The sequence below is a fragment of the uncultured Acetobacteroides sp. genome (assembly GCF_963667355.2).
Lineage (GTDB): Bacteria > Bacteroidota > Bacteroidia > Bacteroidales > ZOR0009 > Acetobacteroides.
Map to the genome: position 1 here is coordinate 3,044,009 of NZ_OY763328.2, position 26,936 is coordinate 3,070,944.

Annotated in this window: 25 protein-coding genes; 15 read left to right on the forward strand and 10 right to left on the reverse strand. The window is 50.8% G+C overall.

The features are described from left to right. Positions 1–83: 83 nt before the first annotated feature. A complete protein-coding gene (gene ispF / locus ACHZA1_RS12560) occupies positions 84–563 on the reverse strand; it encodes a 2-C-methyl-D-erythritol 2,4-cyclodiphosphate synthase (RefSeq protein ID WP_320052222.1) in 480 nt (159 codons plus the stop codon). 344 nt (positions 564–907) lie between these two features. Here ispF and ACHZA1_RS12565 point away from each other — a divergent pair, with 344 nt between their 5' ends. The 3 genes from ACHZA1_RS12565 to ACHZA1_RS12575 all read left to right on the forward strand — a co-directional run bounded on the left by ACHZA1_RS12565 (position 908) and on the right by ACHZA1_RS12575 (position 4,483). Next, complete coding sequence (locus ACHZA1_RS12565) at positions 908–2,428, forward strand: SUMF1/EgtB/PvdO family nonheme iron enzyme (RefSeq protein WP_320052223.1); 1,521 nt, start codon at positions 908–910, stop codon at positions 2,426–2,428. Between the two features lie 67 nt (positions 2,429–2,495). Then, a complete protein-coding gene (gene murF / locus ACHZA1_RS12570; protein WP_320052224.1) occupies positions 2,496–3,797 on the forward strand; it encodes a UDP-N-acetylmuramoyl-tripeptide--D-alanyl-D-alanine ligase in 1,302 nt (433 codons plus the stop codon). Positions 3,798–3,817: 20 nt separating this feature from the next. After that, positions 3,818–4,483 (forward strand): inorganic pyrophosphatase, encoded by a 666-nt coding sequence (locus ACHZA1_RS12575; protein WP_320052225.1) that lies wholly within the window; start codon positions 3,818–3,820, stop codon positions 4,481–4,483. Positions 4,484–4,511: 28 nt separating this feature from the next. On the opposite strand, the gene ACHZA1_RS12580 is transcribed toward ACHZA1_RS12575, so the two are convergent. The 9 genes from ACHZA1_RS12580 to ACHZA1_RS12620 all read right to left on the reverse strand — a co-directional run bounded on the left by ACHZA1_RS12580 (position 4,512) and on the right by ACHZA1_RS12620 (position 14,956). Further along, positions 4,512–5,537 carry a glycosyltransferase family 2 protein gene (locus ACHZA1_RS12580; RefSeq protein WP_320052226.1) on the reverse strand — a complete coding sequence of 342 codons (1,026 nt, stop codon included), beginning with the start codon at positions 5,535–5,537 and terminating at the stop codon, positions 4,512–4,514. Then, entirely contained in the window at positions 5,530–6,438 is a 909-nt protein-coding gene (locus ACHZA1_RS12585; RefSeq protein ID WP_320052227.1) for a lysophospholipid acyltransferase family protein, read from the reverse strand. Before ACHZA1_RS12585 ends, ACHZA1_RS12580 begins: the two co-directional genes overlap by 8 nt. Before the next feature lie 3 nt (positions 6,439–6,441). Continuing rightward, a complete protein-coding gene (locus ACHZA1_RS12590) occupies positions 6,442–7,248 on the reverse strand; it encodes an inositol monophosphatase family protein (RefSeq protein WP_320052228.1) in 807 nt (268 codons plus the stop codon). An 822-nt stretch (positions 7,249–8,070) separates the two neighbouring features. Next, on the reverse strand, positions 8,071–9,393 hold the full coding sequence (locus tag ACHZA1_RS12595) for an ammonium transporter (protein WP_320052229.1): 1,323 nt from the start codon (positions 9,391–9,393) through the stop codon (positions 8,071–8,073). A 189-nt stretch (positions 9,394–9,582) separates the two neighbouring features. Continuing rightward, a complete protein-coding gene (gene mtaB / locus ACHZA1_RS12600; protein WP_320052230.1) occupies positions 9,583–10,887 on the reverse strand; it encodes a tRNA (N(6)-L-threonylcarbamoyladenosine(37)-C(2))-methylthiotransferase MtaB in 1,305 nt (434 codons plus the stop codon). Positions 10,888–11,061: 174 nt separating this feature from the next. After that, entirely contained in the window at positions 11,062–11,478 is a 417-nt protein-coding gene (locus ACHZA1_RS12605) for a DUF2721 domain-containing protein (RefSeq protein ID WP_320052231.1), read from the reverse strand. Positions 11,479–11,481: 3 nt separating this feature from the next. After that, positions 11,482–12,399, reverse strand: coding sequence for a Ppx/GppA family phosphatase (locus tag ACHZA1_RS12610; protein ID WP_320052232.1), 918 nt, complete (start codon positions 12,397–12,399; stop codon positions 11,482–11,484). Between the two features lie 17 nt (positions 12,400–12,416). Next, complete coding sequence (locus tag ACHZA1_RS12615; protein WP_320052233.1) at positions 12,417–14,471, reverse strand: RNA degradosome polyphosphate kinase; 2,055 nt, start codon at positions 14,469–14,471, stop codon at positions 12,417–12,419. Positions 14,472–14,473: 2 nt separating this feature from the next. Further along, on the reverse strand, positions 14,474–14,956 hold the full coding sequence (locus ACHZA1_RS12620; protein WP_320052234.1) for a histidine phosphatase family protein: 483 nt from the start codon (positions 14,954–14,956) through the stop codon (positions 14,474–14,476). Positions 14,957–15,606: 650 nt separating this feature from the next. Here ACHZA1_RS12620 and ACHZA1_RS12625 point away from each other — a divergent pair. The 12 genes from ACHZA1_RS12625 (at position 15,607) to ACHZA1_RS12680 (ending at position 26,849) form a co-directional block, all read left to right on the forward strand. Further along, entirely contained in the window at positions 15,607–16,710 is a 1,104-nt protein-coding gene (locus tag ACHZA1_RS12625) for a M48 family metallopeptidase (RefSeq protein ID WP_320052235.1), read from the forward strand. A 138-nt stretch (positions 16,711–16,848) separates the two neighbouring features. Next, a complete protein-coding gene (locus ACHZA1_RS12630; protein WP_320052236.1) occupies positions 16,849–17,508 on the forward strand; it encodes a TIGR00266 family protein in 660 nt (219 codons plus the stop codon). Between the two features lie 8 nt (positions 17,509–17,516). Further along, a complete protein-coding gene (locus ACHZA1_RS12635; RefSeq protein ID WP_320052237.1) occupies positions 17,517–18,230 on the forward strand; it encodes a TIGR00266 family protein in 714 nt (237 codons plus the stop codon). A gap of 1 nt (position 18,231) precedes the next feature. Further along, positions 18,232–18,915: a TIGR00266 family protein gene (locus ACHZA1_RS12640; RefSeq protein WP_320052238.1), complete on the forward strand. Its 684-nt coding sequence runs from the start codon at positions 18,232–18,234 to the stop codon at positions 18,913–18,915. A 151-nt stretch (positions 18,916–19,066) separates the two neighbouring features. Then, positions 19,067–19,465, forward strand: coding sequence for a DUF134 domain-containing protein (locus ACHZA1_RS12645; protein ID WP_320052239.1), 399 nt, complete (start codon positions 19,067–19,069; stop codon positions 19,463–19,465). Between the two features lie 3 nt (positions 19,466–19,468). Beyond that, entirely contained in the window at positions 19,469–19,780 is a 312-nt protein-coding gene (locus ACHZA1_RS12650; RefSeq protein ID WP_320052240.1) for a NifB/NifX family molybdenum-iron cluster-binding protein, read from the forward strand. Between the two features lie 6 nt (positions 19,781–19,786). Then, complete coding sequence (locus tag ACHZA1_RS12655) at positions 19,787–20,155, forward strand: NifB/NifX family molybdenum-iron cluster-binding protein (RefSeq protein ID WP_320052241.1); 369 nt, start codon at positions 19,787–19,789, stop codon at positions 20,153–20,155. 78 nt (positions 20,156–20,233) lie between these two features. After that, positions 20,234–21,034: an MBL fold metallo-hydrolase gene (locus ACHZA1_RS12660; protein ID WP_320052242.1), complete on the forward strand. Its 801-nt coding sequence runs from the start codon at positions 20,234–20,236 to the stop codon at positions 21,032–21,034. Between the two features lie 122 nt (positions 21,035–21,156). Beyond that, on the forward strand, positions 21,157–21,498 hold the full coding sequence (locus ACHZA1_RS12665; RefSeq protein ID WP_321426951.1) for a DUF2809 domain-containing protein: 342 nt from the start codon (positions 21,157–21,159) through the stop codon (positions 21,496–21,498). Positions 21,499–21,578: 80 nt separating this feature from the next. Continuing rightward, positions 21,579–23,870, forward strand: coding sequence for a glycoside hydrolase N-terminal domain-containing protein (locus ACHZA1_RS12670; protein ID WP_320052244.1), 2,292 nt, complete (start codon positions 21,579–21,581; stop codon positions 23,868–23,870). Positions 23,871–24,033: 163 nt separating this feature from the next. After that, a complete protein-coding gene (locus ACHZA1_RS12675) occupies positions 24,034–24,384 on the forward strand; it encodes a winged helix DNA-binding protein (RefSeq protein WP_320052245.1) in 351 nt (116 codons plus the stop codon). A gap of 11 nt (positions 24,385–24,395) precedes the next feature. Then, on the forward strand, positions 24,396–26,849 hold the full coding sequence (locus ACHZA1_RS12680) for an FAD-dependent oxidoreductase (protein ID WP_320052246.1): 2,454 nt from the start codon (positions 24,396–24,398) through the stop codon (positions 26,847–26,849). Positions 26,850–26,936: the final 87 nt, after the last annotated feature.

Here is a 26,936-nt window from a genome sequence, read left to right on the forward strand (position 1 = left end):
GCTTCATGTGCTTTTTTCTTGATTTCTAGGGTTGTTAACGCGGGTATTCCTTTTATTTATGAAAAACACATTCCGGTGGTAGCTTATTGTTTTTGCAGAAGTGCTACAGCATAAGCTTCAATGCCTTCTTCGCGACCAACGAAGCCCAATTTTTCGGTGGTGGTTGCTTTTACATTTACCTGGTCTGCGTCAATTCCCATAACTTGAGAAAGAGTCTCAACCATTTGGGGAATGAAGTCTTTTACTTTAGGACGTTGTAGGCATAATACGCAGTCTATATTATTGATGCTAAATCCCTTTTCTCTAGCCAAAGACGCTGTTCTAGATAGAAGAATTTTGCTGTCTATACCTTTAAATTCTGATGAGGTGTCAGGGAAATGATAGCCAATGTCGCGGAGCCCTGCGGCTCCTAGTATTGCATCGCAAATAGCATGAATAAGAACGTCTCCATCTGAATGTGCTACCGATCCTTTTTCATGCTCAATTTTAATGCCTCCTAACCAAAGTTCCAGTCCTGGTGCAAGTTGGTGTACGTCGTATCCATTCCCAATACGTATATTCATGGCTAATTGTGTGTTAGTGTTGCTTGTTCGTAATAGGCTTCTTCATTTTCAAAAGTACTCTATTTTTTTATTGCTGTACGCATTCGTTTTGAATTAGGTTCGAGTCGCTTTATAATGGGGTTACTTTTGGCCTGTTTTCAACAAGTTTGGTATTAATTCGTTGCGCATTTTAAATATTGATGGGGCATTTTGTTTTAACAGAACAAGAAAGCTCTTGTGTCATCAGTCGGTTCTTTTTTTTTATTTTTCATAAAATAATCTTGTTCCACCGACCTTGTTAGGGTATTAATATTTATATTTGGAATGTAAAAATGAAGGGATAACGTAGACCAAAGGATTTTACTATGAAGATTAACAGTACGGTATTTCCAATATTGGCCATTTCAGCACTAATGCTTGTTGGATGTGGGGGGAATAGCAATACGGCACGAAAAGGGAATTCGCCAACAACAGGTTGGGCTTACAACGATCCCAAAACAGGAGGTTTTGAGGTGAAGGATGCACAAGAACAGGATCTTGGTCCTAATCTGGTGTTCATTGAAGGTGGTACATTTACCATGGGACAAACTCAGCAGGATATCTTTTATGATTGGAACAATATTCCTAGAAGGGTAACTGTGGATAACTTCTATATGGATGAAACCGAAGTTACCAATACGGACTATAGAGAGTATCTGTTTTGGTTACGTAAGGCTTATCCAAACTTCATTCAGGTATATCGTAAGGCGCTTCCCGATACTAACGTATGGCGTAGAGAACTTGCATTTAACGATCCGTTGATGAAGAACTATTTCCGTCTTCCTCAATTTAACGATTATCCAGTTGTTGGAGTTTCGTGGCGTCAGGCTAACGACTACTGTACTTGGCGTACCGACCGTGTTAATGAACTTCGCCTTATAGAATATGGTGTTCTAGATTATGACCCAGCCTCTCAATTTAATACAGATGCGTATCTTGCTGGGCAATATGAAGGAAAAGTAAAGAAAAACCTTCCTAGCTTAAGCAACTCTAAAGATGGGAAGAATGGAACTCGTCGAGTAACTCTTGAGGATGGTCTTATTCTTCCACAATACAGGCTCCCAACTGAAGCAGAATGGGAATATGCAGCTTTAGCTCTTATTGGAAACACTTACGATGAGCGTGTAGTTGAACGTCGAAATTATCCATGGAATGGTCACAGCTTGCGTAATTCTGACCCCAAAGATCGAGGTGTTTTTGCAGCGAACATGAGACGCGGAAGTGGTGACTACAAAGGAACGGCAGGAAATGCAAATGATGGTTTCTCAAAACCAGCACCTGTTCGCTCTTTCTGGCCTAATGATTTTGGGCTCTATGATATGGCAGGTAACGTGAACGAATGGGTTCTTGATGTATATCGTCCGCTATCTGCTGAAGATGTAGAAGATTTCCGTCCTTTCCGTGGAAACGTCTTTACTGAATATAGAAAGAAGGAAGATGGAAGTGTGATGGTTGACTCGTTAAAGCACCTCGTGATAGATACTCTTAAATCAGTTAAGCGATACAACTATCGTAAGGGTGACAACCGTAACATTAAGGATGGTGATCTTGGAACTATCCTAGGGTATTCGATGGAGAATAGCTCAGATAGTGTAAGTACTACTCATAAGATGTACTATCAAGGTAATAATAAAGCAAAGACTCGACCTAATGACGGGATGACCTCGCTTATTAGTGACAAGTCGAGGGTTTATAAGGGAGGTTCTTGGAGAGATAGAGCCTATTGGATGGTTCCTGGAACTCGTCGTTATCTTGACGAAAATGAAGCACGAGACGATATCGGTTTCCGTTGTGCTATGGAAAGTTTAGGAGACCGTATTCCTGCGGCTACAAGCAAGAAAAAGTAATAGACAAAATCGTGATAGTATAAAGAAAGCCTCAATTTGAGGTTTTCTTTTTTTATAATAGTACCCAATGGAAGCACTTGATATAATTTTTCAGCAGTATCAAAAAAATCCACGAGTTACGACTGATACTCGACAAATAACGACTGGCGATATTTTCATTGCCCTAAAGGGCGGTAACTTTGATGGAAATAATTTTGCAAAAAAGGCTCTTGAAATGGGAGCTGCTCTAGCAGTTGTTGATGACAGATCAATTGAAGGTGACGGAATTGTTTACGTTGAAAATGGTTTGTTCGCACTTCAGGAACTTGCCAGAATGTATCGTCGTACGCTTAAGATTCCTTTTATTGGATTAACTGGCACTAATGGAAAAACAACGACTAAAGAGTTGATTGTTGCAGTGCTAAGCAGTAAGTATAAGGTTGCTGCCACCAAGGGCAACTTAAATAATCAGATAGGAGTGCCGCTCACAATTCTCTCAATACCTTCTGATGCTCAAGTTGCTGTGATTGAATTGGGTGCCAATCATCCATTAGATATTGATGAGTTGACATCAATTGCCATGCCTGATTTGGGTTTGATTACTAACGTTGGAATGGCTCATCTTGAAGGATTCGGTTCTTTTGAAGGAGTAAAAAGGACGAAAGGGGAACTTTACGACTTTATAAATAGCGTAAATGGCACGATCTTTTTAAACACCGACAATTCTTATCTAGTTCAAATGGCTCAGGAACGTAAAGTTGCTAGTACGGTAGCTTATGGTATGAGCAAAATGGGGGTAGAGATCTTAACAAAAGATATTGATCATCCATTTCTTAGAATGCGAGTTGATAAAGGAGAAATGGAAGGGATTACGCTTGAGACGCAACTTGTAGGTGATTACAATGCCGATAATGTGCTAGCAGCAGTAACGATTGGTCTTCATTTCAGAATCTCTGTCGATCATATTAAAAAGGCTTTGAATGAGTATACTCCAACAAATAACAGGTCGCAGCTGATGCGTACCTCCAAGAATTTGGTTATTGTAGATTGCTACAATGCAAACCCTACAAGTATGGAAGCCGCAATATCAAACTTTACGAAGTTTAATGTTGGCAGCAAGATTGCAATTCTAGGCGATATGCTTGAATTGGGTGAGGCCTCAGCAAGCGAGCATGTAAAAATAGTTAACCTTGCGGAACAGTTGGGGGTGGAGAATTTGCTCCTTGTTGGTCCTGAATTTGTGTCAGTTGCTGGTAGTACAAGTGCAATTCTATTTACAAATTCAAACGAACTTATCGAGTACTTAAAAGCGAATCCAATAGAAAACTCGCTTGTTCTGGTAAAAGGGTCGCGTGGCATTAAGCTGGAAAATGCCTTATCTTTACTATAAGCAGATTAATTTGTGAACATATGAAATCTATGGATCCAATTGTGGGGAAGTTGATGGGATTGCGGTATAAGTCGCATCCTTGGCATGGCGTGTCAATAGGAGAAGAGGCACCTACGGTAGTAACATGTTTTATTGAGATGGTGCCGACAGATACCGTAAAGTACGAGGTTGATAAGATCTCTGGTTACTTGCGATTGGATCGCCCTCAGAAGTATTCGAATGTTGTTCCTGCGTTATATGGCTTTATTCCTCAAACCTATTCGGGAAAAAAGGTTGCACAGATGACAATTGATAAGGTAAGCAGAGATGGCATAAAGGGGGACGGTGACCCTATTGATATTTGTATTCTTACAGAAAAGGATATTGCTCACGGTGATATTTTGGTTCGTGCACGTCCGATTGGTGGTTTTCGGATGATCGATGGAGTTGATGCTGACGACAAGATTATTGCAGTGCTGGAGAATGATGCGGTATATGGCGAATATAGAGATATTACCGATTGCCCTCCAATGGCTATAGATAGGCTAAGGCACTATTTCTTGACATACAAAGATCTCCCTGGAGAGAAGCGTAGGGTGGAAATTAGCCATGTGTACGATAGGGAGGAGGCTTATGAGGTAATTAAACGATCGATGGAGGATTACAACGACCGATTTAACTTAGAAGATATGCTCATGCTAAAATAATAGGGAAGTCGCCATAAGGCGACTTTTTTTATGCAGTGAACTTTGATGGATCAAGTAGGCTGTACGTCTTTTTACCTTTTACTAGGTGGCTAAAGACTATACTTTTCTTGTAAAACCCACTTGGCTTACTTTTTCCAACCTCTTTGCGTTTTGCAAGGAACTTACTTAGCATTCTATAGAAATCTCTGTGTGCCTTTAATACGGCTACAAAGAAGCCCCACTTGCCTTGGATTAGAAATGCCACTCCTGCTGCACCATCTAAAACCATTCGCACAAACAGGGTTGTTAGTAGCGTCTTGGCTGGAAGGTTTTTTACTAGCATTAAAAGGCTATTCCTAAAGTTCAGGTACATTTTGTGGGGATTGTTGTTGGGTAGCGTTCCTCCTCCAACATGGAACACATGGCTTTGTGGGTATACCATAACTTTATATCCAGCATGCTGTAGCCTCCAGCAGAAGTCAATCTCCTCCATGTGAGCAAAGAAATCGCTATCGAGCCCCCCTAACTTCTTGTAGAGGCTGGTACGTACCATAAGGCAAGCTCCAGAAGCCCAAAAAACAGGAATGGGGTCGTTATACTGTTCGCTATCGATTTCTGTTGTGGATAGGATTCTCCCACGGCAAAATGGGTAGCCGTACCTGTCGAGGAATCCGCCTGAGGCTCCTGCATACTCAAAGGAGTGCTTGTCGGCGTAGGCAAGCATTTTGGGCATACATGCTCCGACGTGTGGATTCTTCTCCATCTGTTCGTAGAGCGGTTCTAGCCAACCCTTGGGTGTTTCCACATCGGAATTTAGGAGGATGGTGTACTCGTGGGTGAGAGTTTCTATTGCCCTATTATATCCTCCTGTAAAGCCATAGTTCTTGTCGAAACAGATGGTTTTTATTGAGGGAAAGCGATCCTTTAAGTAGGCTAAACTATTGTCGGTTGATCCGTTGTCGGCAACAATAACATCGGCTATATCTGTCGGCGTATTTTCAACAACAGAAGGAAGAAACTGCTCCAAAAAGGAACAGCCATTCCAGTTGAGGATAACAACGGCAACTCTATTCATGTTTTAAGCTGTGTAGTGCGGTTTGGCTTGGCCTAGATCTTTTCCAGCGTCGATGCGACCATAGCCAGTATTCGGGTTGCTCTTTTATAATCTGTTCGAGCATGCTTACGTGCGCTTTGGTGATTTCGCCAGGCTTTGTCTCCTTGGGGTTCTCGCAGATGACGGTTGTTGTTAGCGTGTAGTATCCGCGCTTGGGCTTGTCTACGCGAAGGAAGAGCACTGGAGCATTAATCTTTTTGGAGATCTTTTCGGGACCTAGGAAAACTCCGGTTTCGTGGTTTAGGAAGTTCACCCAAAAGTCGGTTTCCGATTGGGTGGGAGCCTGGTCGGCAATAAGCGCAAGGGCTGTTGGCTTCCCGTTTTTGGCGCACTCCAGCATCCTTTTTATCGTTTGCTTCATGGGCACGGCCTCTATTCCGAAGCGTTCGCGGCCTTCCTGCATCTTCTTGTTAAAATGCTTATCGTTTAGCGGCTTGTAGGTGGCTAGGGTTTGGAATTTCGACCAGAGGGGGAACGTTACGTTTACCTCCCAGTTGCCGTAGTGGCCCAGCACGACAATGGCGTTCTTGTTCTCGGCGTAAAGGCGCTGATATACCTCGGGGTTGGTGTACCGGAATCGTTTTTTTGCCTCATCAGCGCGCATGTGCAGCAGCTGCATGGACTCGATGAACAGGTCGCAGAGGTGGTGGTAGAACTTTCGCTCGATCTGCTTAATCTCCTGTAGCGATTTCTCGGGGAAGGAGGTGGTTAGGTTCTGGCGTACTACCTTTTTGCGATACCCAACAACCAGGTACATGAAGAAGTAGAAGGTGTCGGAGATGGCGTAGGCGGCGTGCAACGGCAGCGCCCAGATGATCCAGCTTAGCGAGTAGTATAGGGAGTAGCCGATTCTCGATATCATTTTCTAGCGGTTGGTTGTATTCAGGTGATCTTTGACGATGGCCGTGAACTCATCCTTTAGCAGGGCGTTGCAGGCAACGATTTCTCTGCCGAAGATGTAGCTGGAGCCGCCGGCGAAGTCGCAGACATGGCCGCCGGCCTGCTGCACGATGATGGAGCCTGCTGCCACGTCGTAGGGATTGAGGCTGTACTCGTAGAAGGCATCGAAGCGGCCTGCGGCGACGTAGGCGAGGTCGGTTGCGGCGGAGCCCAGCCTGCGGATGCCGTGGGTGTTGCGCATGAGGTGCTCCAGCAGCTTGAGGTATTCGGGAAATCTCGAGAAGTCGTAGTAGGGAAACCCTGTGGCCACGAGGCTGTCGTGGATGGTGGGTGCCGTGGAAACTGCGATGGGCGTTCCGTTGAGGAAGGCCTGGCTGCCCTTCCAGGCGTAGAAGCATTCGTCGAGGCTAACCTCGTAAACGACGCCTACTACGACAGCTTCGTTCTCCATGAGGGCGATGCTAACGGCGAAGGGGCTGATGCCGTGGATGAAGTTGGTGGTTCCGTCGAGGGGGTCGATCACCCATCGGAATTTCTTGTTTTCAGTGGCTACGGTTCCCTCTTCGGTGATGAAACCAGCGTCGGGGATGATCCCCATCAGCTCTTTTACGATTAGCGCTTCCGAGCCTCTGTCGACGTATGAGACGAAGTCGTGAAGGCCCTTGGTCTCTACCGCATCTTTCTGGAAGGTGGCTCTTTCGTTCTTTATCCAGTGCCCTGCCTCTACGGCAACGGAGATGGTTTTGCGGCAGATTTTCTCGTAATCTATCATTTTTAGTATGCTGCTTGTGGTTGGAAAGGTGTGACTTCCCTAGTTTTCGGTACAAAGGTAAAATCATTGGGCAAAAGTTTGATAGGTGGAGGCTTTTTTTAAGCTATTTATTGGGCTTGGGGTACGATGGTTTTGGGGTGAGGCTGTGGATGTTTGGGCGAGGTGGGCTGGGGAGATACCCTTGGCGGATGAGGTGGCAGGGGGCTGCAGAGATCAGGGTGCGGCGGAGCTGCTGCACGGTAAGCGGTTCGGGAATGCCTCGGGGCTGGAGGCTATTATCCTGGTGCAGGTATCTATTATCTCACGGCAGGCATTCATTATCTAATGGCATATGTTTATTATCCGATTGACTAAACTTATTATCTCACGGCAGATGTCTATTATCCCAATGCCACTAATCATTATCTTAAAGCAGGTATTTATTATCCCAAGGCTACTAACCATTATCTGATGGACTATACCTATTATCCAACAACCAGTATTCATTATCTCATTGACTATGCCTATTATCTCACGGCAGGTGTCTATTATCTCAATGCATAAGGCTATTATCCCAACGGAGGAGGCTACGACTTTGCAGCGAAAGGCGGTTGGTTAACGATGCAAGCGATTTTGCTGAAGGTGAGGCGGCGGATGCTACGGCGCTTTGCGAGGGATTGGAGGGGCTGGGGTGCTGAATTCTAAGCGATGGCTGCTGTTCTGGGTGGGCGGCGGAGTTAAGTTAGATCGACAAACCCCACCGTTGTCGCAACGGTTTGGCTTTGTCGGATCTATCTTCTAAAATATAAAACACACTTGAATAATGAGATTTGTAGGAACGGGTTAGTCCTTGTAGGCGAAGCCGTAGGTTTCGTGGTGCTGGCTGAGGTCGAGCCCCACCTCTTCGGAGTGCGTGGAGACGCGCATGGGGACGATCTTGTTGGTGAGCCAGTAGAGCAGGTACGACATGCCGAAGGAGTAGGTGGCAACGACTACCAGGGCAACCATGTGGACGACGAAGGTTTTGAGGTTGCCCGAGGTTAGGCCGACATCCTTGGCGAATACGCCGGTGAGGATCATGCCCACCACGCCGCCCATGCCGTGGGCTGGGAATACGTCGAGCGTGTCGTCGATGGAGGTTTTGGTGCGGAAGGATACGGCGAAGTTGCAGACGATGCCGGCAATGACGCCGATGAGGATGGACTCGCCAACGGTGACGTAGCCGGCCGAGGGGGTGATGGCCACCAGGCCGACCACTAGGCCAACGGCGGCTCCGATGCCCGAGGGCTTTTGGCCCTTGGCGCCATCGGTGAAGATGTAGGCGAGCATGGCGGCCGCGGCGGCGGTGTTGGTGTTGAGGAAGGCGGCGATGGCCTGGGCGTTGGCGGCGAGGGCCGAGCCGGCGTTAAAACCGAACCAGCCGAACCAGAGTAGCCCAGCGCCGAGCAGCACGAAGGGGATGTTGGCGCGCCTTTCGGGGAGGTCGTAGTCGTTGCGCTTGCCCAGAAAGATGGCGCCGGCTAGGGCGGCGAACCCGGCGGTCATGTGCACGACGGTGCCCCCGGCGAAATCGAGCACGCCCATGTTGCGGAGCAGCCCGTTGGGGTGCCAGGTTTGGTGGGCAATTGGCGTGTAGACGAAGAGGACGAAGAGTATGATGAATAGGATGTAGGCGCGGAAGCGTACCCTGCCGGCAAACGAGCCGGTGATGAGGGCCGGGGTGATGATGGCGAACTTCATCTGGAAGATGGCGAACAGGGCGAGCGGAATGGTGGGGGCGAGATCCTTGTTGATGCCCGCGGTGACGTTGTTGAGCATGAAGAAGGTGGCCGGGTTGCCGATGAGGCCGGTGTGCGCTCCGCCGATGCTGTCGCCGAAGGCTAGGCTGAAGCCGACCAGCACCCAGAGCAGGCTGACGATGCCCATGGCCACGAAGCTTTGCAGGATGGTGGAGATGATGTTCTTGGGGTTGACCATCCCTCCGTAGAAGAAGGAGAGGCCTGGGGTCATAAGGAGTACCAGGGCGGTGGAGGTGAGCATCCAGGCGAGGTCGCCGGGGTTAACGCCTTGGATTTCGCCAAAGGGGGTTGACGGCATGAAGAAACCCAGTACGGCTAGGGCGATCAGTGTGAGCAGGGTAAAGAACCACTTCGTTTTTGTTTCCATAGCTAAGACCATTTAGTTGAACAATGGCAAAAGTATGGTTTTAATTTAATCAGCAAACAAAAAAGAGGGGGTGTAGTTGGAAATAATGTAAAATGTATTGATAATATATGCGAATAATAGGGGTTGTATGTTTGAAAAGTTAGTATTGGCTGTGATTGAACGTAAAAAAAGAGGGGTGTCCCTCTTTTTTTATAGTTTTCCGATCATGTGCCCTTCGGGCGAAAGGCTGGCGTACCGCACCGGCACGAGCTGGTTGACCAGCTGCTTGTCGTAGGGTACTTCGACCTTGATGTAGCGCTCGCTAAAGCCGTACATCTTGCCCTTTCGGTTGGCGCTCTCGAAGAGGACAAGGCCCTCGGTGCCCACGCATCGCTCGTAGTACTGGCGGTGCAGCTGGTCGCAGAGCAGGCCTAGGCGGTGGGCCCTGTCGGTGATGTCGCTGTCCTTCACCTTACCCTCCATGAACACGGTGGGGGTGTTGGCGCGCTCGGAGTAGGGGAATACGTGCAGGAAGGCGGGCTGGAGCCGTTCGAGGAACTGGTAGGTGTCCTGGAAGTCCTCCTCCGTTTCGCCGGGGAATCCGACGATAACATCGATGCCGAAGAAGGGGTTGGGGATGAGGGAGCGCACCTTTGCCAGGCGATCTTCGAAGACCTCGCGGCGGTAGCGGCGGCGCATCAGCCCGAGTATCTTGTCGGTACCCGACTGTAATGGGATGTGGAAGTGGGGCATGAACTTGGCGGATTGGGCGCAGAACTCGATTACCTGGTCGGTGAGCAGGTTGGGCTCGATGGAGGAGATGCGGTAGCGCTCGATGCCCTGCACGGTGTCGAGCTGGCGGATGAGGTCGAGGAAGGACTCGCCTGTAGTTTTGCCAAAGTCGCCGATGTTGACGCCGGTGAGTACCACCTCCTTGATGCCGCTGGCGGCAATCTCATGGGCCTGCGTTACCAACTCGCCGATTGGTATGTTTCGGCTTTTGCCCCGTGCAAGGGGGATGGTGCAGTAGGAGCAGCGGTAGTCGCAGCCATCCTGCACCTTTAGGAACGAGCGGGTGCGGTCGCCCATGGAGTAGGCCTTAAAGAAGTTGTCCACCTGCGTAATCTCGCACGAGTGTACCTCGGGGATGGTGCTGTTTTCCTCCACAAGTTCTACCACTCGCTTGTAGAGTTCGCCCTTTTCGGCGGCGCCCATTACGAGCTTTACCCCGTCGATGTTGGCCACTTCTTCGGGCTTCAGCTGCGCGTAGCATCCGGTAACGGCAATAACGGCACCTGGCGACTGCTTGACGAACTTGCGGATGGCCTGGCGGCATTTCTTATCGGCGTGCTCGGTAACCGAGCAGGTATTTATCACGTAGATGTCGGCCGCCTCGTGGTGCTGCACCTTTTGGTATCCGCCTTCGGTAAACTGGCGGGCAAGGGTGGATGTTTCTGAAAAATTCAGCTTACATCCGAGCGTGTAGAACGCAACTTTCTTACTCTCTTTCTCCATTTTTTCGAATAAAGTGGGGCAAAGATACTGCTTTTGAAATAATGGCTTGCTGGTGCTAAGCTGGTGAGAGCTAATAAACCGTACTGTAGGAGTCTGGCTTTGTGCGAGGCGTAAATAAAAAGAGTGGCATTATACCACTCTTATTTATATAATGATTCGGATGTAGCGGGGGGGTCATTCCTTTTCATCGGTTTTATCCAACAAGTTCTCCATATCGTACAGCTGGAAGTTGAGGGCGTGTACGGATATGTACAGCTCCCATACCGATAAGGCAAGAGAAATAATCAGAAGGCCAAGGCTCGCCGAGAAGATGAGCTTAGCGGCAATCATCCAGCTTTGAAAAAGGAAGAACATGCAGATTACGCTGCAAAGGAAGCCGGCACTGCCTAGTACCTGCATGTTGCGGATGATGTTAATGCGCTTGCGGAGGTTCTTCAGCTGCAGCAGGAGCAGCTTATCGGGGTTGTTGTGGTACTCGGAGTAGAGGTTGCGGGTGAGCTGCGCCAGGTGTAGGAAGCGGCTGGTGTAGGCCAGTAGCAGCAGCGAGATGGCCGGGAAAAGCAGGGCTGGGGTGGTGAGGGTTAGCTCCATGGGTTACTTGTTTAGTACGTTCTTTATGGGCATCCCCTTCTTGTAGTCGGCGTAAAGGCTGCGGATGATGCCATCGGCAACGCCAATGACGGGTACGTAGATGTTTTTAGCATCGACCCACCGGCTGGCCATGAGGAAGACCTCGGAGGCGGGGACTATTACGTCGGCTCTGTCGGGGTTAAGCCCAAACTGAATTATTCGCTCTTCAACAGAAATCTCGGCGAGTTGTTTAGCTACCGCCATGAGCTTAACCCTGCTTAACGGCTGACCGATCTTGGTGCCAGCTAGCTTGTAGAGCTTGTTGATGTTGCCTCCCGACCCGATGATCTCGATCTTTCCGTACTTTTCGGTCATGCTGTCGAGCCACAAATGCATTTGGTCCCACTCCTTTTTGTCGACACTCTTGTTGAGAAGGCGGAGGGTGCCGATGTTGAAGGAGCGCGACTTTTCGAGCTTGCCATTCACCAGAAGCGTCATCTCGGTGCTGCCTCCGCCAAGGTCTACGTAGAGGTAGTTCTTTTTGGGTTCGAGCATATCGGCAATGTGGCTGTCGTATATGATCTGGGCTTCCTCTCTGCCGTCGATGATCTCGATATCGATGTTGGTCTTTTCCTTTATCAACCTAACGATCTCGGCGCCATTCTTGGCATCGCGCATGGCCGATGTTGCGCAGGCTCGGTAGCCAATAACGTCGTTTACAATCATCAGGTGCTTGTAGGCCTTCATCAAGTGTACCAGCTTTTGCTCGTTCTCTGTGCCTATATTACCCTTCTCGAACGCTTCGAAGCCGAGCCGGAGAGGGCCTCGGGTGAGCGACGCCTTTTTGTAGATAACCTCGCCATCGTTCTCGATAACGTTGGTGATGAGGAGGCGCATGGCGTTGGATCCGATGTCGATGGCGGCAAACTTCAGTAAATTCATTCTCTTTGCTCTTTGTTTTAGTATTCGAGTTGGCTGTAGTAGCGGTAAAGCTCTATTTGCGACCTAAACTGGGGCGCGTTGGGTTCGGTTCGGTACTCGTTCTTTAGGTTGGCATCAACAACTCTGGACTTCTGGTTGTCTCTTAGCGTATACTCCATGATGTTGCGCAGCTCGCGCTGGATATCCTTGTCGTAGATTGGTGCGGCTACCTCGACGCGGAAGTCGAGGTTGCGGGTCATCCAGTCGGCGGAGGAGATGTAGTACTTGGGATCGCCGTCGTTGCCGAAGATGAAGATGCGCGAGTGCTCGAGGAATCGATCGACGATGCTGGTAATTTCGATGTTCTCGCTCTTGCCCGGGATGCCCGGAATTAGCGAGCACATGCTTCGCACGATCAGCTTAATCTTTACCCCTGCGCAGCTCGCCTCGTAGAGCTTGTCGACGATTCCCTCATCAACAAGGTTGTTCACCTTGCAGAAGATGAAGCCCTCCTTGCCGCTCTTGGCGTTCTTAATCTCCTCGTTGATGAGGCAGACCAGCTTCTTGCGCATGCCGTGCGGCGATACGAGCAGGTGCTTGTAGCTGTGCGTGTAGTAGGGGCTCTCGATAAACCTAAAGGCATGGTCGATCTCGAGGGTGATATCCTTTTGGGCGGTAAGCAGCGTAAAGTCGGTGTACAGCGCGGCATTGCCTTCGTGGAAGTTGCCCGTGCTGATGGCGGCAATGCGGGTGGTTTTCTTGCCCGATTTCTTGGTGATGAGCAGGATCTTGCTGTGCACCTTAAACCCGGGCTGCCCGAAGAGCACGTTGATGCCCACCTCCTCCATGCGCTGCGACCAGTAGATGTTCGATTTCTCGTCGAAGCGGGCGCGCAGCTCCACCATGGCGGTAACCTTTTTGCCGTTTTCGGCGGCGTTGATGAGCGCACGGACCACCTTCGACTCGAAGGCTACGCGGTAGAGCGACACCTTGATGCTTACCACATCGGGGTCGAGCGCTGCCTCGCGGAGCAGGCGGATGAAGTAGGCGAAGTCCTGGAACGGGTAGTGGAGGAACCGATCCTTCTTCTCGATCTCCTCGGTCATGCTTTGGCACTTGTCGAAGGTGCGTACGTTAAGCGGGGGAAGCGGTGGGTTTACGAACTCGTCGCCAAGCAGGTTGGGAAAGCTCATGAAATCCTTAAAGTTGTGGTAGCGTCCGCCGGCAATAAGCGTATCGCCACGGTCGACACCCAGCTTGTTGGTGAGGAACTTTAGGAGGTCGCGGGGGATCTCCCTGTCGTATACGAGGCGTACCGGTTCACCCTTCTTGCGGTTCTTTATCCCCTTGGATACCTTTTCGAGGAGGCTTTCGGTAAGGTCGTTGTCCACATCCATCTCCGCATCGCGGGTTATCTTAATGGTGTAGGCCTCGAACTTGTCGTAGGGCAGTATCTTGAAGACCTCGGCAAGGTTGGCGCGGATGACATCGTCAAGGAGAATGACGAACTTCTTGGTGTTATGGTCGGGCAGAACAACGAAGCGCGAGGCATCCGAAGGTATTTCTATCAGGGCAAAGTCCTTCTTGGGGTGCTCCTCGTTCGAGCACTTTATGGCGAGGTAGATCGACTTGTCGTTGAGCTGCGGTATCCGGTCGACATGGTTGAGCATGATGGGGCTCAGCAGGTAGCGGATGTTGGTTCTAAAGAAGTCCTTAACGTAGGTATGCTGCTCGGGGCTGAGGTCGCCCTCGTTGATGAGGTAAACGTTGTGGGTGCGCAGCTCCGCCGTAAGCTCGTTGAATATCTCCTCGAACTTCTCCTGCGATTGCTTGGTAAGCTCCGATATCCGGCTTAGCGTTTTTCGGGGGCTTTCGCCGTAGTAGTCCTTCGTTTTCTTCTCGAACTCGGTTAGCCTGCGCAGGGTAGCCACCCGAACGCGGAAGAACTCGTCCATGTTATTCGAGAAGATGCCCAGGAAGCGGACGCGCTCTATCAGCGGCACCGTCCTATCCTGTGCCTCCTGCAGCACGCGCTGGTCGAATGCGAGCCAGCTAACCTCCCTATTTATGTTCTTCAATACTTTATCTGCCATTTTTACTTAGGAAATATATGGAACTCTTCTTTTGTATTCGTACTGCTTACCTCGCTCCAGCTGTCGGCAGTGACGCTAAATGCCATAAAGCCACAGGTGGGTAGCTCGAGATGGTTTTCGTTGAGCAGCTTTTCGCAAAGGTACGAAAGCTCGGGGTTGTGCCCAACAAGCATTACCGAGGCAGCGTTGTCGGGGAGCTGCCTGATGTACGCCAGCGTTTCGCTGTAGCTGGAGAGGTACAGGTTGGGGATAACCCTCAGCGTCTCGAACGGGAGCTCTGCTGCACGTGCCACTATCGAGGCGGTTTGCAGGGCGCGCGTAGCGTTGCTTACCGCAATGTAGTCGACCTGAAGCTTCCGATGCTCCAGCTCATTGCCCAGAATGTAGGCATCCCGTATGCCGCTAGGCTTAAGCGGTCGGTCGATGTCGGCGTATTCGGCATCGCTGCTTGCTTTGGCATGCCGAAGGATGTACAGCATCTTCATTTTCGATGGAATTGGGTATGCCTAAAGATAGGAATAAATGTGAATTTTTGGCATAAGGCATAGAAGGGACGATAGTAGGGGGCGTGAATACACCCCTGTAATTGGTCCGCCGAAGTCTGGTGGAGCAATTACACCCCTGTAATTGGCTCGCCGAAGTCCGGCGGAGGAATTACACCCCTGTAATTGGCTCACCGAAGTCTGGTGGAGCTAATTCACCCCTGTATTAGCCCTCAAATCTTCTTAGAGAAATACGATTTGTTGGCTACCAGCTGGCAATGAGGGAAAGTTTTACCCATACAAGCTGACAGGGAACCGCTTTTGGGGGTAGAAGATAAGTAACCTTTGTCTACAAGGGCTACCATTCAAATTCAATAGCTACCATACAGGTGGGATTATCGACCATTCGTAAGATTCTTCTTTAACTAGCCGTATATATTCTACACCTTTGGTTGGTTTTTGCTCGTTAGTCTATGGCTTAGTGCTGCTATCCCTACCGGACTGCTGTTTTAGAGGGAGAGTGAGGTAAGCACTAACCGCGAGCTATCTGTAGGTGGTGATGCCATATTTGTGTATGTGCAATTATAGTGTACATTTACGGAGCTAATTTTTGGGGAATAATCTACATTAAAGGGAATTTTACGCGCATAAGTATGGATAGGAAGGTATACAATGGGGTGCTCATTCACCCCGACCTCAAGGGTGGTCGCTGTGCTGGCGCGCTCACCATCGATTCGTTTTCCGTCGCTTTTACTGCCAATGAAATGAGCTTTACGCTTTCGCTAGCCGAGGTGCGCATCTCGGCAGGTGGTGCAGGCAACCGGTTTGTTTTCTTCACCTCGGCGCAGCATCCCGAGGTGTCAATCTACACCGACGATAAATCCATCCTAAAGGATGAAAAGATAAAGGGCAACCCACGCTTTGCCACCGATGTTAGGGCTTCGAAGAGGATTTTTCGGAAGCTCGTCATCGGCAGCCTATCTATTATAGGTGCTTTTGTGCTGCTGGTGCTTGGGCTATACCTCGCTAAGGATAGCATGGTGCGCGGTATCGCCAACCAGGTGCCGGTAGAGTGGGAGCGTAAAGCGGGCGATCAGCTCTTTACAACGCTTACCGCCAGCCACGAGCTGGTAAAGAACGACTCCCTAAAGCGGGTATTCCTTAAGGCTGCCCAACCTCTGCTAAGCGAGGTGCGCCGCGAGGGTTTTCCGGTGGATATCTACTTTGTAAAGGATGGCACTGTTAATGCCTTTGCCCTGCCAGGCGGCAAGGTGGTCATTCAAACCGGGCTTATAGAGAGCGCCCACTCGTGGGAGGAGGTTATGGGCGTGCTCTCGCACGAGCTGGCCCACGTAACCCATCGCCACCATATCCGTGGGGTGATAAACAACGTGGGGCTATTCGCCATCCTTTCGGCAACGCTGGGCGACGTTAGCGCGCTAGCCGGCACCTTTGCCAACATGGGCGGCGAGCTGGCCTCGCTGGCCAACAGCCGCTCGTTCGAGCGCGAAGCCGACGACGCGGGGTGGAACTACCTGGTTGGTGCCAGCATTGATCCTAGGGGGATGATCCGCTTCTTCGAGGTTCTGCAGAAGAAGCAAACCGATCTGGAGAAGCTACCGCTCTCCATCATCTCCACCCATCCCGATACGAAGAGCCGAATAGCGGATCTTAAGAAGAAGGAGGCTAAGCTGTCGAAGCGCTTTACCCCCATCGCGGGCTGCTACGACGACTTTAAGCGTGCCCTTTGCCGTTAGGCAGTGCTGCCTTGGGGCGGTTATGCTCTAGCATCAGCGAGGACAGCAGCGCGCGATGGGGCATCTCGGCTTGATGGCGAGTACCAAGGCCATTTTGTGCAAGCATTTTTAGTTCAAACAAATAAAAACCATTAACGAATGAAGCTAAGCATTAAAGGGAAGCCCGTGTTCTCCTACGTAGAGGTAGAACTGCAGCCGGGTGAGGCATTCGTGGCAGAGTCGGATGCTATGGCAAGCATGTCGGCCGAGCTCGACATGTCGGCCAAGTTTAACGGCGGCCTCTTTAGGGGGTTAATCAAGAAGTACTTCGGGGGCGAAAGCCTTTTCGTAAACCATTTCACCAACAACACCTCGCAGCCGCTAAGGCTGGAGCTTACCCAGCCTACCCCTGGCGATATGCACGTAATGGAGCTTAACGGCGAATCGTTTTGCATACAGCGTGGCGGGTATATCGCCTCGGAACCTGGCGTGAAGCTAGGCGTAAAGTGGGCAGGTTTTGGTTCGCTAATTGGGGGCGAAGGTCTCTTTAAGCTCGAGGTGTCGGGCCACGGCAAGGTGGTGTTTGGCGCCTATGGCGGGTTGCTCGAAAAGGAGATCAACGGCCAGTTTATTGTTGATACCGGGCACCTAGTTGCCTACGAGCCTACCATGAAGCTTAAGCCACAGCTCTCGGGCGGCATCTTCAGCAGCTTCTTTGGGGGCGAAGGCTTTGTAACCCGCGTAGAAGGGAAAGGAAAAATTTACCTGCAAACCCGCAACCTGGCAGGCCTTGCCTCGTGGGTAAACCGTAACATCTAGCAATAACTATGGATAACTATACAGCTACCGCAGCCACCACCATGAAGGTAGAGCTGCAAATGCGTCCGGGATCGTCGGCCGCAAAGATAACGTTAGCTCCTAACGAGCAGGTTACCGCCGAAGGTGGTGCCATGATCGCCATGAGCCCCAACCTCCAGATGACCACCTCTACCCATACTAAGCAGTCGGGCGGCTTTATCCGCGGGCTTAAGCGCATGATATCGGGCGAGAGCTTCTTCCTCAACCACTACAACGGTGGTGCCCAAGGCGGCACCCTTTGGCTTGGCGCAACCCAAGCGGGTGATATGATGGTGCACGAACTCAATGGCGAGGGTATTATTGTACAGGGCGGCTCGTATGTAGCCAGTACCCCCGACATCAACATCGATAGCAGCTGGCAGGGGTTCAAGTCGCTCGTGTCGAAAGAGGCACTTTTCTGGCTTAAGGTAAGTGGTCGCGGAACCGTAGTGGTAAACTCGTTTGGCGCCATCTACCCCATAAAGGTAAACGGAGAGTACATTGTTGATACCGGGCATATCGTAGCCTTCGAGGAGAGCCTCAACTTCTCGCTTACCAAAGCGGGTAAGAGCTGGATGAGCTCCTTCTTAGGTGGCGAAGGGCTGGTGTGCAAGTTTAAGGGCAACGGAACCGTTTGGGTTCAGTCGCACAACTCATCGTCGTTTGGTTCGATACTTGGTCCAAAACTTAAACCTAGAAAGTAGCATGGAAACAACAGAAAAACGTGGGTTTGAGTATAAGTTCGACTGCAAGCCCGACTACGGTTTTATCACCGTAACCATTCCTTCGGATGTAAAGCTTAAGGTAGAGGCTGCCGCAATGGCAACCATGGACACCAACATCGAGATGAAGACCAAGTTTAAGGGGGGCTTTTCGCGCTTCCTTGGTGGGGAGTCCATCTTTATAAACGAGTTTACGGCTCGCAATGGAGCTGGGCAGATTCAGATTGCCCCCGCTTGCCCTGGCGATGTCGAGCATGTGTACCTCGACAACGAGGTGATCTACCTGCAGAATACCGCCTTCGTTGCCTCCGCCGATACCGTTACCGTAGAGTCGAAGTTCCAGGGGCTAGCCAAGGGGTTCTTCTCGGGCGAGAAGCTCTTCCTTATTAAGTGCTCGGGTACTGGCGACCTATGGTTTAACTCGTACGGCGGCATTATCCCTATTGATGTGGAAGATGGCTACGTGGTAGATACCGGACATATTGTTGCCTTTACCGAAGGGCTCGACTACCAGGTGTCGAAGGTGGGTGGCTACAAGTCGCTTTTCTTCTCGGGCGAAGGTCTTGTTTGCCGTTTTAGCGGTAAGGGAAAGGTTTGGATTCAAACCCGAAAGATCCAGCCATTCCTATCGTGGGTTAACCCTTTCCGACCAAAGAAGAATAATTAGCGGATTTCGCTATTGCTATAGAACAAGGAGGCTGCCAAAAATGGCAGCCTCTTTTTTGTTGGGTGCTGCGGGAATATTATTCCGTATCACGATTACTGTTTTCTTTTTATTGTGAACATATGTTCATTATATTTGTCGAAAATTACGGTGGATGGCACGGATAAAGAAGAGCAGGCTAATACAGCGAGCCCCCAGCTTTGGAGGGTTTACTCCTTTTGGGGTACAGCAGAGCATCTCCAAAGAGGTGGTGGTTTCCTACGAGGAGTATGAGGCTTTTACCCTATGCGACTACGAGCTGCTGAAGCACGAGGAGGCTGCCGGGCTGATGGGCGTGTCGCGCCCCACCTTTACCCGTATCTACAGCAGCGCCCGCCGCAAGCTGGCGCAGGCGCTGGCTGAAGCTGCTACCATCAGAATAGAGGGGGGAAGCGTAGAGATGGCTACTCGTTGGTTTCACTGTAGCGCATGCAGTATCGACTTTAATACCGAAGGGGAAGCAGATGCTCGCTGTCCGCTATGCTCGAGCAGCAACGTAACACAAAATCGTTAAGCAATGATTCTAGGAATAGCCGCAAGCCAAAATACCGTAAGCTCTCCCATCGACCTGCACTTTGGTAGATGCTGCTGGTTTTGCATCTACAATACGGAAACAGGAGCAATTACCTTTTTGGAGAATCCTTGTCATTCTGAGGCGAAGCATGCAGGATTGCAGGTTGCCGAAATGCTGGAGCAGCATGGGGTAACCGTTGTGGTGGCAGGTCGCTTTGGCAACAAGGTGGTGGAGCTGCTTCGGGGCAAGGAAATTCAGCTAGTTGTTACCCCAGAGGGGAAAACCGTTGAGGATATTATTAACCGTACAAAATAATGGGCTATGAAAATTGCACTACCAACAAGAGGTACCCGTATCGACGATCACTTTGGTCACTGCGAGATGTACACCGTATTTACAGTAAGCGAAAACCGCGAAATTGTGGCTACCGAAACTATCCCATCGCCACAGGGCTGCGGGTGTAAGTCTAACATTGCATCGGTGCTGCAGGCGCAGGGCGTTGTGGTGATGCTCGCTGGCAACATGGGGGCTGGTGCGCTCAACGTGCTTAGCAACCACGGTATTCAGGTGGTTCGTGGCTGCTCGGGCGAGGTGAAGACCGTAGCCGAAGCATGGCTAAAAGGCGAGCTCACCGACTCGGGCGTGGGCTGCTCGCACACGCATGACGATGGGCATGTGTGCAACCACTAGAAAAATAGATGGCTTACCCCTTACAGGGTTTCAAACCCTGTCGGGGGTAAGGCATTCTCCACATGTAAATCAAACCCCATGAAAGTTACCACCCTAGTCGAAAACCTCACCTACAAGTCGGGACTATTAGCCGAGCATGGGCTGTCGTTCTACATCGAAACGGCGAATAGAAAGATTCTCTTCGATACCGGGCAATCCGATGTTTTTGTGCGCAACGCTCTAGCGATGGGCATCGATCTCACCGAGGTGGATGCGGTGGTGATCAGCCACGGGCATTACGACCATGCGGGTGGGCTAAACACGTTTCTACGTCTTAACCAAAAGGCGAAGGTGTACCTCAAGCGGGCTGCACTGTTCGATAAGTACAGCGGCACCTCCCGCTATGTTGGTGCTGCGGCGGATGCCTGCTTGGCATCAGGGCGTCTCGTTTTTGTCGATGACCTACAGGAACTCGATCAGGGGCTATTCATCATCCCTCAAACCCCAATTGTTAATCCTGCAGATACCCACTTCAAGGGTTTCCTAGTCAAAAAGGAGACCTTGTTTGAGGAGGACACCTTCGTGGATGAGCTCTTCCTTGTTGCCGATTCGGTTGATGGCATCTCCATTATCAGCAGCTGTTCGCACAGGGGCATTACCAACATGGTTGAGGCGGCAATATCAGCATTTAAGAAGAAGATAAAAGCGGTAGTGGGTGGATTTCATCTGTTAGGATGCACCCCAGAGCAGCTGGAGGCGACGATTTGCTACTTCGAGCAGCTGGCGCCTAAGTCGCTTGGCATCTGCCACTGCACCGGCATCGATCGATATGGTGCATTTGTACAGCGGTTGGGGAGCGTGGTTTTCTACAATTCGACAGGAACCACCTTCGAGTTGTAGCCTTTTTTGGTAGCTTTAGGCACATTAAACGCTCAAAAATGCCTATGGCTACTTGTCGGAATCGTACCTTATTCCTGCTTCTATCGGTATCGTCCATTCTACTCGGGCTTAGTTCCCGCAAAATGGCGGTATACCTTCCTGATTTTATAAACCTTGGTTTGGGCGATACGCTTTGGGCTGTGATGGTTTATCTTTTATTTGCCACCGCTTTTTGCAGATGGAGCATCGTTCGTACTGCTCTTGTTGCCCTTGCCTTTTGTTACCTTATCGAGATATCGCAGCTCTACCATGCGCCATGGATTGATGCAATTAGGGCTAACCGCTTGGGTGGTCTCGTGCTAGGCTTCGGCTTTCTCTGGTCCGATATCATCGCCTATACGCTGGGTGTGGGGAGTGCGGTATTGTTCGAATCGTTTGCGCACAGGGTGCCGCTTCTTAGAAATCATTTATATAAGGATAGATAATCGGAGGTTTTTGTAACTATTTCCAACAACTTTGGTTTTCTTATAGAAAAAGCCTTTACCTGTATTAATATATGCATCACATGATCTTCAAGAAGCAGCTTTTAATTATATCGATATTACTCCTTGGGGTAGGCATGTCCATGGCACAGAGCAATCCATCGACGAAGTTATGGTACAAAAAGCCTGCGCAGAAATGGTCTGCCGAGGCGTTGCCAATTGGTAACGGTCGGATGGGGGCAATGCTCTATGGTGGCGTTACCCAAGATCGTATTCAGCTTAACGAGCAAAGCCTTTGGTCGGGCGATAATAACTGGGATGGCGACTACGAAACCGGCGATCATGGATTTGGTTCGTACCGTAATTTCGGTGAGATTGTCGTTGACTTCGCATCAAAAAATGAGGTTTCCTCCTATACTCGTTCGTTGGACATCTCGAACGGCACTCATTCTACAAGTTTTGTTCAGGATGGAGTGCGCTTCACCCGCGAAGCGTTTGCTAGCCATCCCGATCAGGTGATGCTCTTCCGCTATGCGGCGGATAAGATGGGTGCCTTGTCTGGTAAAATTTCTTTAACCTCAGCCCAAGGTGCTGTGGCTGTCGCTTCCAGCGAAGGGCTGATCTTTAGAGGCGAGATGCCCAATATGCTGAAGTATGCTGCCGTTGTGCGCGTTCTTCACAATGGAGGAACGGTGATGGTTGAGGGGAATCGCCTATCCTTTAGCAGATGCAACTCGTTAACCCTGCTTGTTGATGCCCGCACTAGCTACAAGCCCGATTTTAAGTCTGATTGGCGCGGGAGAGACCCTATGGAATTAATAGGAATTGAGATCGCCAAGGCTCAGAGAAAAACGTTCGACGCATTGCGAAAGAACCACATCAAGGATTTGACGGCCCTTCTAGGGCGCGTAAAGTTCGACATTGGCACTGCTTCGTCCGATTTGTTGTCGCTCCCAACCGATGTGCGCTTGAAGCTTTACGCTGGGAAAGAAGTCTTAGCTGAGGAGGCTAAAGGGTGCAATATCGATTCAAGAGCATTCGATAAGCTGATAAGCCAACGTAAAGTAACCAACGACCCCGATTTGGAGGAGACCATGTTCTACTACGGACGTTACTTGTTGGCTAGCAGCTCACGTCCAGGAGGGTTGCCAGCCAACCTGCAAGGGCTTTGGAACAACAGCAATACTCCTGCATGGGCTAGCGACTACCACAACAACATCAACATTCAGATGAACTACTGGGCTGCCGAATCCACCAACCTTTCGGAGTGCCAGCAACCCCTAATCGATTTTATTATTGCCGCACAGGAACCTTGCCGTATTGCTACCCGCAAAGCCTTTGGCGATAGCATCCGTGGCTGGACTGCCCGTACCAGCCAAAGCATTTTTGGCGGAAACGGCTGGGAGTGGAATATCCCGGCTAGCGCCTGGTATGCTCAGCATGTGTACGAGCACTGGGCTTTCACGCAGGATATGGACTATCTGCGAAAAACTGGATATCCTATTATAAAGGAGATTTGCGAGTTTTGGGAGGATCACCTCAAGAAACTACCCGATGGAACGCTGGTGGTGCCCAATGGCTGGTCGCCCGAGCATGGTCCACACGAGGATGGGGTTATGATGGATCAGCAAATTGTGTGGGATTTATTCCAGAACTATCTTGATGTTGCCAAAGCGCTTAATACGGATGCTGACTACCAGAAGAAGGTTGCCGATATGCAGGCGCACCTTGCTCCGAATAAGATAGGCAAGTGGGGGCAGCTGCAGGAGTGGCAGGTCGATAGAGATGATCCCGACGACCAGCATCGGCACACCTCGCATTTGTTTGCCGTATACCCAGGTCGCCAGATCAGCAAAACACAAACGCCGGAGTTGGCTGAGGCTGCAATCATCTCCCTGAGAAGCCGTAGCGGCAACTACGGAAAGAATACAAACACGCCATTTACGGTTGAATCGACGGTGGGGGATAGCCGCCGCTCGTGGACATGGCCGTGGCGCTGTGCTCTTTGGGCTCGCTTGGGCGAGGGCGAGCGTGCTGCCATAATGATCCGAGGTTTGCTTACCTATAATACGCTGCCCAACCTATTCTGCAACCACCCACCATTCCAGCTCGACGGAAATTTTGGCATTCCTGCTGCAATGGTAGAAATGGTGATGCAAAGCCATGCCGGAGAAATTCAGCTGCTACCTGCGTTGCCTAAGGAGTGGGCTGCTAAGGGCTCCTTTACCGGGCTTCGTGCTCGGGGTGGTTATGTGGTAGACTGCGCATGGCAGGATGGTAAGGTTACCTCCTACAAAATTCGCGGAGTAAGGCCGGGTAAGGTAACGGTGCGAATTGGAGGCGAGGTTAAGGATGTTGCTGTGGGGGTCATCTAGCATTCGTTGGTGTTTTCTCATAACAAGAGAGCCGTAATGATTGAGTTATGGCTCTCTTGCTGTTTCTCAACTATTCAATTTTTTCTTCTTCTTTATTTCGTTAATCAATTCACAAGACATATATTTGCGGCTGTAAATAGTTGACAGTGTCAAATAAAATAGAATGAACTCAATTTGCAAGCTAAAGGATATCTATAAGGCGCTTCACGAGTTCGAAGCGTCGTTTTTAAAGCAGTATGGCATTACCGTAAACGAGGGGATCATCCTCTGCATGCTGGGAGATGGGCCGCTTAAGGTAGGCGATATCTGTGCCGATTGCTCGTTGTCGAACTCGCGGCTATCGAAGGTGCTGGGAAGCATCGAGCAAAAGGAGTACATACAGCGCACAACCGATCCGAACGATAGGCGTGTGGTGATGGTAGAGCTTACGCCAGCAGGAGCAGAGAAGCGATCTGCTATGTCGGAAGAGCAGGTGTGCATTCCCGATGCGCTATCGAAGTTGCTAGAAAAATAAAATCAGAATATATGAAGTACCTAATTGTAGGTGGTGTTGCTGGAGGTGCTACCACCGCCGCTCGCCTCCGAAGAATGGACGAGCAAAGCCAAATTGTGATGTTCGAGCGCGGCGAACATGTGTCGTACGCCAACTGCGGATTGCCCTACTACATTGGCGGCACCATTGCCGAGCGCGAGAAGCTTTTCCTTCAAACGCCTCAGTCGTTTAACGCCCGCTTTAACGTTGACGTGCGCGTTAACGCCGAGGTGGTGTCCATCAACAGGAGTGAAAAGACGGTTACCGTAAGGAATCTGGCAAGCGGAGAGGAGTACGTGGAGAGCTACAATAAGCTGGTGCTCTCGCCCGGTGCCGAGCCTGTTCGTCCGCCGCTTCCGGGGATCGATACCGAGGGTATCTTTACCCTTCGCAACGTAACCGATACCGACCGGATTAAGCGCTACGTTACCGAGAACAGCATCAAGCGTGCGGTGGTGGTAGGTGCAGGGTTCATCGGGTTGGAGATGGCCGAGAACCTCCATCAGTTGGGCGCGCTTGTTTCTATCGTGGAGATGTCGGAGCAGGTGATGACGCCGCTCGACTACTCGATGGCCTCCATTGTGCATCAGCATCTGAAAACAAAGAATGTGGAGTTCTACCTGAAGGAGGCCGTTACCGCTTTCCGCAAGGAGAATGGGCAGCTGGTGGTGTCGCTGAAGAGCGGGCGCGAGCTGAAGGCCGAGTTGGTTATTCTATCCATCGGCGTTCGCCCCGATAATAAGCTGGCCAAGGAGGCTGGCCTTGAAATCGGCGTAACGGGCGGCATCAAGGTGAACGAGCACCTGCAAACCTCCGATGACGACATCTATGCGGTGGGCGATGCCATCGAGTACATCAACCCCATCACCCAAAAACCAACCATAACCTACCTGGCAGGTCCGGCCAACCGTCAGGGCCGCATCTGTGCCGACAACATCGTTTTTGGCAATGAGATCGCCTACAAGGGCTCGATTGCTACGGCTATCGCCAAGGTGTTCGACATCACCGTTGGCTCGACGGGCGTTGCCGGGAAGACGCTTAAGCGCGAGGGGATACCCTACCTCGAATCGACCACCCACTCGGCCTCGCACGCGGGGTACTATCCGGGGGCAATCCCAATGACCATAAAGATTATGTACGCGCCCGAAACGGGCAAGCTGTACGGCGCGCAGGTGGTGGGCTACGATGGCACCGACAAGCGCCTGGACATGCTGGCCACCATCATCAAGAATAACGGTACGATCCACGACTTGGTGGATATCGAGCACGCCTACGCGCCGCCGTACTCGTCGGCCAAAGATCCGGTGAACATTGCGGGGTACGTGGCCGAGAATATCCTTGCCGGAAAGATGCGCCCCATCTACTGGCGCCAGCTTATTGGCGACGATGTCCAGGAGTTTTTCCTTCTCGATGTTCGAACCAAGGAGGAGCATGCGCTGGGAACCATCCCCGGGGCGGTGAACATCCCGGTTGACAGCCTTCGCCAGCATCTTAACGAGATCCCGAAGGATAAAAAGATTGCCGTATTCTGCGCAGTAGGGCTTCGCGGTCACGTGGCGTCGCGCATCCTGATGCAAAACGGGTTTGCCGAGGTGTACAACCTCTCGGGGGGCTACAAAACCTACCAAACTGCCGTTCAGAAGCAGAGCAACGAGGATATTTACGCCAACCTTACCATCGAAAAGGACGATCACATCTATCAAAAAACGCCGAAGGTTAAGGTGCAGACGCTTAAGGTTGATGCCTGCGGCCTTCAGTGCCCCGGGCCAATCATGAAGCTGAAGAAGTCGTTCGACGAGACTCAGGCGGGCGATATGGTTGAGGTTACCTCCACCGACCCCGGTTTTGCCCGCGACGTGCAGAGCTGGTGCAACAGCACCGGCAACCGCTTGGTGTCGCTAACCAGCGAGAAGGGGGTGATAACCGCCATTGCCGAGAAGGTGGAGGCTAAGGCTACCACGCAGGCTGCCGTTGGCCCCAAAAACAAAACGCTGATCGTGTTTAGCGACGACCTCGACCGCGCGCTGGCCACCTTCGTGCTGGCCAACGGCGCCGCAGCAACGGGCCATAAGGTTACCCTGTTCTTCACTTTCTGGGGGCTAAACGTCATCAAGAAGCAGCAGAAGCCTGCCGTTAGCAAGGATATCATGGGGCGCATGTTTGGCTGGATGATGCCGTCGAGCAGCCTAAAGCTGAAGCTCTCGAAGATGCACATGGTTGGCATGGGAACCGCCATGATGCGCAACGAGATGAAGCGTAAGGGCATCGACTCGCTCGAAAGCCTCATCCAGCAGGCCATCGACAACGGCGTGGAACTTATCGCCTGCCAAATGTCGATGGACATGATGGGCGTGAAGCAGGAGGAACTGCTCGACAACGTCTCTATTGGCGGCGTGGCCACCTACATGGAGCGTGCCGAGAATGCTGGCGTGAACCTGTTTATCTAGGAAGATACGAGACGCAAGATACGAGACACAAGACTCAAGTATCAAGACTTAAGATGTGAGAGTCTGATCTTCTAAAACCATACGAGG